The 7,313-nt window shown below is 52.1% G+C and carries 3 protein-coding genes; all 3 read right to left on the bottom strand.

What is annotated here, in order from left to right; all coding sequences use genetic code 11:
* Nucleotides 1-236: 236 nt before the first annotated feature.
* The 3 genes from hemE to gltB all read right to left on the bottom strand — a co-directional run bounded on the left by hemE (nucleotide 237) and on the right by gltB (nucleotide 7,270).
* Nucleotides 237-1,301: a uroporphyrinogen decarboxylase gene (gene hemE / locus ABYT30_RS13085; protein ID WP_373096888.1), complete on the bottom strand. Its 1,065-nt coding sequence runs from the start codon at nucleotides 1,299-1,301 to the stop codon at nucleotides 237-239.
* Nucleotides 1,302-1,371: 70 nt separating this feature from the next.
* The gene (locus ABYT30_RS13080; protein ID WP_373096886.1) at nucleotides 1,372-2,790 is read right to left on the bottom strand and encodes an FAD-dependent oxidoreductase; all 1,419 of its coding nucleotides are present in this window, start codon (nucleotides 2,788-2,790) and stop codon (nucleotides 1,372-1,374) included.
* Nucleotides 2,791-2,821: 31 nt separating this feature from the next.
* Nucleotides 2,822-7,270, bottom strand: a complete 4,449-nt coding sequence (gltB, locus tag ABYT30_RS13075) for a glutamate synthase large subunit (protein ID WP_373083662.1) — start codon at nucleotides 7,268-7,270, stop codon at nucleotides 2,822-2,824.
* Nucleotides 7,271-7,313: the final 43 nt, after the last annotated feature.

The following is a 7,313-nucleotide window of genomic DNA, read 5'->3' as shown; positions in this document are numbered from 1 at the left end:
ACTTACTGATCATTGATATCAATGAAAAAGATCACGGCATACTCAACCGTGTGACTGCTCACTACCCAGAGCTCGAGTTCTCTGGAACGTGCAATGGTGCGCCGCAGTGGTATATCACTATGCAAAACAAGTGGAAAAACTGTGTGGAGGTTATGCCTTAAAGAATAAGAACCTAGTTTTACAAGGAAAAAAGGCGGGATATTCCGCCTTTTTTCGTATGTGACAATAATTAATTGTTATTTGTGATACGGCGCCGACAACTCCCGCACACATTCGATAAACGCGCCAGCATGTGCTGGGTCGACTTCCGGGGTAATACCGTGACCTAAATTAAACACGTGGCCGGGGCCAGTGCCATAACGCGCTAAAATCGTTGCCACTTCTTCGCGAATCCTCGCCGGTGACGCTCGTAGCATTGACGGGTCCATATTCCCCTGCAAAGCAACCTTATCACCTACGCGAGCCCGAGCAGCGCCAATATCAGTTGTCCAGTCCAATCCCAAAGCTGAAGCGCCGGTTGCCGCCATCAATTCCAGCCACTGACCGCCGTTTTTAGTAAATAAAATAACAGGTACTTTGCGACCGTCATTTTCTTTAATCAGGCCATCAACAATGCGCTGCATATAATGCAGGCTGAACTCTTGGTAGGCATTGTGACTTAGGGCGCCGCCCCAGGTATCAAAAATTTGCACTGCTTGTGCGCCAGCACGAATTTGATCGTTCAAATACGCCGTGACACTTCTCGCCAATTTATCGAGCAGCGCGTGCATTAGTTCCGGCTGATCAAAAGCCAAGGCCTTGCAACGCGCGTGATCTTTCGAACCGCCGCCCTCAACCATATATGTCGCTAAAGTCCATGGGCTGCCAGAAAAACCAATCAAGGGCACCCGGCCATTTAACTCTCGACGGATAGTGCGCACCGCATCGCAGACGTAAGTGAGGTCATTCTCGCCATCGACAACCGGTAAAGCCTCAACATCCGCCATAGTACGCACAGTTTTCTTAAAGCGCGGACCTTCGCCTGTTTCAAAATACAGGCCCAAACCCATTGCGTCGGGAATAGTCAAAATATCTGAAAACAGAATCGCAGCATCTAAGGGGTAGCGCTCTAGCGGCTGCAAAGTCACTTCGCAGGCCAACTCGGGGTTCATGCACAGCGACATAAAATCGCCGGCCTTGCCACGAGTAGCACGGTATTCTGGGAGATAACGGCCAGCTTGGCGCATCATCCAAACCGGCGTGTATTCTACAGGCTCGCGCTGCAGCGCGCGGAGGAAGGTATCGTTTTTCAGTTCAGTCATAATAAACCTTTAGTCGGGCGTCGGAAGTCAGGTGTCTGACGCATTTGCGCCTGACCTCCGACCTCAGACCTCAGACTTGTAAATAATCCAATATGCCTTCAGCAGCTTGGCGGCCTTCCCAGACAGCGGTAACCACTAGATCAGAGCCACGAACCATATCACCGCCAGCAAATATCTTTGGATTGCTGGTTTGGAACTTATAGGTTTGCTGCTCGGCGGCGTCGATACCGCCCCAGCTATTCACGGTAACCCCAGCGTCTTGTAGCCAAGACGGCGGATTCGGCTGGAAGCCAAAAGCAACCAAAACCACATCTGCGGGAATCACTTCTTCACTGCCCGGAATCACTTCGGGGCGCCGGCGACCATTTTCGTCGGCTTCGCCGAGCTGGGTACTTACAACCTTGATACCTTCGACGTGGGCATCACCAACGATGGCGATAGGCTGGCGATTAAAGAAGAACTGCACGCCCTCTTCTCCGGCGTTTTGTACTTCTTTACGTGAGCCGGGCATATTTTCTTCGTCGCGGCGGTAAGCGCAAACCACGCTTTCCGCGCCCTGACGAATTGAGGTGCGATTGCAGTCCATCGCGGTGTCACCACCACCTAAAACCACTACCCGTTTGCCTTTCACGTCGATAAAGTCAGCTGGATTTTTTTCCCAGCCCATATTGCGATTTACATTGGATACTAGGAACGGCAGAGCATCGTAAACACCCGGTAAATCTTCACCGGGGAAACCGCCTTTCATGTACTTATAAGTACCCATGCCAAGAAACACAGCGTCGTATTCTTCAAGCAAGGTTTCCAGACTGATATCAACGCCGATATCAACGTTTACTCGGAATTCCACACCCATTTCTTCAAGCACTTTGCGACGGCGCTGGATAACGGACTTCTCTAGTTTGAACTCGGGAATACCAAAGGTCAGCAGACCGCCAATTTCTGGGTAGCGGTCAAATACTACGGGCTTAACACCGGCACGCACGAGGACATCGGCGCAGCCGATACCGGCAGGGCCGGAGCCAATTACAGCAACTTTCTTATCGGTCCACACCCGCTTCGACATATCTGGGCGCCAGCCCATGGCCAATGCCGTATCAGTTATGTACTTTTCAGTAGAACCGATTGTTACCGCGCCGAAACCGTCGTTTAGGGTACATGCACCCTCGCACAGGCGATCCTGTGGGCAAACGCGACCACAGACTTCCGGCAAGCTATTGGTCTGGTGGCTTAGTTCCGCCGCCTCAAACAAATTGCCTTCTGTAACCAGCTTTAGCCAGTTCGGAATATAGTTGTGAACTGGGCATTTCCACTCACAATAGGGGTTGCCACAGCTCAGGCACCGGTGCGACTGCTGTTTTACGTCCTCTTCTTTATAAGGTTCGTAAATTTCAACAAACGCAGTCTTACGCTGCACCATGTCTTTTTTACCGGGATCCTGACGACCAACATCAAGAAACTGGAATGTATTCTGTAAACGTTCTGCCATTTTCGATTTACCTCATCGCTACTCGGCTAGCTTATTCCGGACGTCTTCTGGTGGAGTCAAGCAAACGGCTGAGGCTCGCCGCCTTGGGCTTAATCATCCAGAACTTACCGATGTAGTCGTCAAAATTATCAAGTATATGCTGTCCCCACGCCGATCCGGTTTCAGTCACAAACTCTTGAATATTGCCGCGCAGGTGCGCCCGATAGGCCTCCATAGACTCGGAGGTGATCCGACACATTTCAACTAACTCACTGTTATAGCGGTCAACGAAGCGGTTGGCTTCATCGAGCACATAGGCGAAACCGCCCGTCATACCCGCACCGAAGTTGACCCCAGTGGGCCCCAATACGGTCACATTACCACCAGTCATATACTCACAGCAGTGATCGCCGGCCCCCTCAACCACCGCATGGGCGCCAGAGTTACGTACGCCAAAGCGCTCACCAGCGGTCCCCGCTGCAAACAATTTACCGCCAGTAGCACCGTACAAACAGGTATTACCCACAATAGACGTATCTTGACTCGCAAATACACTGCCCTTGGGCGGGTAAATAACCAATTTACCGCCGGCCATGCCTTTACCGACATAGTCGTTGGCATCGCCTTCCAAATACATGTTCAAGCCACCAGCATTCCACACGCCAAAGCTCTGGCCCGCAGTACCTTTCAAATTCAAGGTCACTGGCGCGTCATCCATACCGAGATTGCCGTAACGCTTGGCAATTTCACCAGATAGGCGCGCACCAATAGAGCGGTCACAGTTAGTAACGGTAAAATCCAAGGTGATGCCGGTTTTGGCTTCAATCGCAGCCAGCGCCGCGGCAACCATGATCTCGGCCTTTTCGCCCTTATCGAAGGGGGCGTTTAAGTCCACTTCACAGAATTCGGGCTGACCCGCCATTGCTGGATCTTTGTACAAGATCGGTGCCAAGTCGAGTAAACCGTGATTCTCGGTCTGCCCCTGCTTCTGCTCCATTAAATCAGTGCGGCCAATCAGTTCAGCCATGGAGCGAATGCCCATGCTGGCCATCCACTCTCGGGTTTCCATGGCGATAAAGGTGAAGAAGTTCATCACCATTTCCACAGTACCGATGAAATGCTCGTCACGCAGGCGCTCGTCCTGTGTTGCCACACCCGTCGCGCAGTTATTCAAATGGCAGATACGCAGATATTTACAGCCCAGCGCCACCATCGGAGTGGTACCAAAACCGAAACTCTCGGCGCCGAGCATGGCCGCTTTCACGACGTCGAGGCCGGTTTTTAAGCCGCCATCAGTCTGTACCCGCACCTTGCCACGCAAGCCATTGCCGCGCAGAGTTTGTTGGGCCTCAGATAAACCGAGCTCCCAAGGCGAACCTGCATAGCGAATCGAGGTGATCGGGCTCGCTGCCGTACCACCATCGTAGCCGGAGATGGTAATCAAATCGGCATAGGCTTTCGCCACACCCGCGGCAATAGTGCCAACACCGGGCTCAGATACCAATTTAACCGACACCAACGCACTTGGATTGACCTGTTTAAGATCAAAAATAAGCTGCGCTAAATCTTCAATAGAATAAATATCGTGATGAGGCGGCGGCGAAATCAAGGTAACACCGGGCACTGCATAACGCAGACGCGCGATCAGGGCGTTAACTTTACCACCAGGCAGCTGGCCACCTTCACCTGGCTTGGCGCCCTGAGCAACCTTTATCTGGAGAACTTCGGCGTTCACCAAGTAGTGCGGCGTAACGCCAAAGCGACCAGAAGCCACCTGCTTAATTTTAGATACTCGCTCAGTCCCGTAGCGCGCGGGGTCTTCGCCGCCTTCGCCAGAGTTAGAGCGACCGCCTAAGCGGTTCATCGCCGTTGCTAAAGCTTCGTGAGCCTCTGGGCTCAGTGCACCCAAGGACATACCGGCAGAGTCAAAGCGGCTCAATACACTTTCAATAGGCTCGACTTCGTCCAACGGAATCGCTTTTACATCCGCTTTTATACCCAGCAAGTCCCGCAATGTGGCAACCGGCCGATTATTGACGAGATTGGAATACTTCTTCCACACCGCGTAATCACCGCTTTTTACGGCGTCTTGCAGTGTCATTACCACATCGGGGTTAAACGCGTGGTATTCCTTGCCATGTACATACTTCAGCAAACCGCCCTGATCGAGTGGTTTGCGTGGCAACCACGCGATGGTTGCCAAAGCTTCTTGGTCACGCTGCAATTGTTCAAATCCGGCGCCAGCGATACGGCTGGCAACGCCTTTAAAGCAGGTATCAACGATCTCATCAGCTAAACCGATGGCCTCAAACAACTGAGCGCCACGATAAGATGCAATCGTTGAAATGCCCATTTTGGACATAATCTTGAGCAGACCTTTATTAATGCCCTTGCAGTAATTGGTATGCGCAGTTTGCTCGTCGCCAAGAATTTCGCCGCTTTCTAGCATATCGCTGATGACAGCGAAGGCCATATAGGGGTAGACCGCTGTCGCACCAAAACCAAACAAGCAGGCCATTTGATGAGAATCACGGCCACTGCCGGTCTCTACCACGATATTGGCATCGCAGCGCAAACCTTGCTTAATTAAGTGGTGATGCACAGCACCTGTTGCCAGCAAGCTGTGAACCACCAACATACCCGGTTCTACCGCACGATCACTGAGCAGCAAAATAACTTTACCACTGCGCACCGCCGCTTCTGCAGCCTCGGCCACCGCGGTTACCGCATCTCGCAATGATGTCAGCGCAGGGTCATAAGCCAGTTCAATCCGCGCTAGGGGATATCGTGGCGAATCGACGTGCATTAGCCGGTCAAACTTATCCGGCGACAATACCGGACTGGTTAAAATTAAGCGGTCGGCGTGATCAGCTGTCTGTTCAAAAACATTTTGCTCAGCGCCGAGCAGCGTCTCCAAACTCATTACAATCGATTCACGCAGTGGGTCGATTGGCGGATTGGTAACTTGCGCAAACTTCTGACGGAAATAGTCATATAGCGAGCGCTGCTGAGAACTCAGCACCGCCATAGGGGTATCGTCACCCATGGAGCCTACGGCTTCATTGCCGCTATCGGCTAAGGCAGACAATACCTGCTCGCGCTCTTCAAAGCTGACCTGGAAATACTTTTGCAAGGCGACGAGGGTATCACCCTCGGGCAGTGCTGGACGATTACCTTGGCCCAACTGATCTTGAAGCCGATTGCCGTTTTCCCTCAGCCACTGCTTATAGGGGTGTGCTGACTTTAGGCGATTATCGACTTCTTCCGTGTGAAGCAGCTCGCCAGTTTCGGTGTCAACAACCAAAATTTGACCGGGGCCAACGCGTCCCTTGGCGACAACGTCGTCTGGCTGATAACCATAGGTGCCAATTTCTGACGCCACGGTAATGAAACCGTCTTTAGTGATTACCCAGCGTGAGGGGCGCAAGCCGTTGCGATCAAGCATACACACTGCATAACGACCATCAGTGAGTACAAGACCGGCGGGGCCGTCCCACGGTTCCATATGCATGGAGTTGTATTCATAGAATGCTTTTAAATCGGCATCCATGTGTTCAATATTTTGCCACGCTGGAGGAACAAGCATGCGCACGGCACGGAACAAGTCCATGCCACCAGCAACGAGCAGTTCAAGCATATTATCAAGGCTTGAAGAGTCTGAACCAGTGCGATTGACCAGTGGCATCAGCTCCGTCACATCAGGCAATAAGGGACTGCTGAAATTGCCCGTGCGCGCCTCAGCCCAATTGCGGTTACCTTCAATAGTATTAATCTCACCATTGTGGGCCAGCATGCGGAAAGGCTGAGCCAAGGGCCAACGTGGGCTGGTATTAGTTGAGAAACGCTGGTGGAAGACGCAAATTGCCGTTTCAAGCTCAGGGTTCGCTAGGTCGAGGTAAAACTTCGGCAAATCTACCGGCATCACCAAGCCTTTATAGGAGATGACGTCGCTGGATAAGCTGCTGATATAAAAATCAGGGTCATCCGCGATGGCAATCTCGGCCTGACGACGCACCACAAATAAGCAAGTCCGCAATTGCTGAGCATCCATACCCTCAACATTGATAAAAACCTGCTCGATACGGGGCAAACTCGCTAAGGCAATTTCACCACATACCGATGGATCTACGGGTACTTCGCGCCAACCTGCGGGCTGCAGGCCATTGTTGAGCAACACGGCTTCAAATGCGGCGCGGGCAGTCTGCGCGCGCTGCGGGTCGCAACTCAAGAAAATTTGACCCACACCATATGTTGCCGTCAACTCAGCGCCACAATCCTTGCGTGCTACAGAGCGTAAAAATCCATCTGGCTTTTTCAGCAGCAAGCCGCAGCCATCACCGGTTTTACCATCCGCAGCGATACCGCCCCGATGGGTCATACACGTCAGTGATTCGATGGCTGTTTGCAATAATTTGTGACTGGCGGTGCCCTGCATATGGGCAATCAGGCCAAAGCCACAGTTATCGCGCACATCATCAGGTCTGTACAGGCCTGTACTCATAAAACGACTCTCGCAAAATTACTAAGAAAAACAAAAAGATAGT

It is taken from the genome of Zhongshania sp. (assembly GCF_041623545.1).
Taxonomy (GTDB): domain Bacteria; phylum Pseudomonadota; class Gammaproteobacteria; order Pseudomonadales; family Spongiibacteraceae; genus Spongiibacter.
This window is presented reverse-complemented; position numbering and strand designations above follow the sequence as displayed.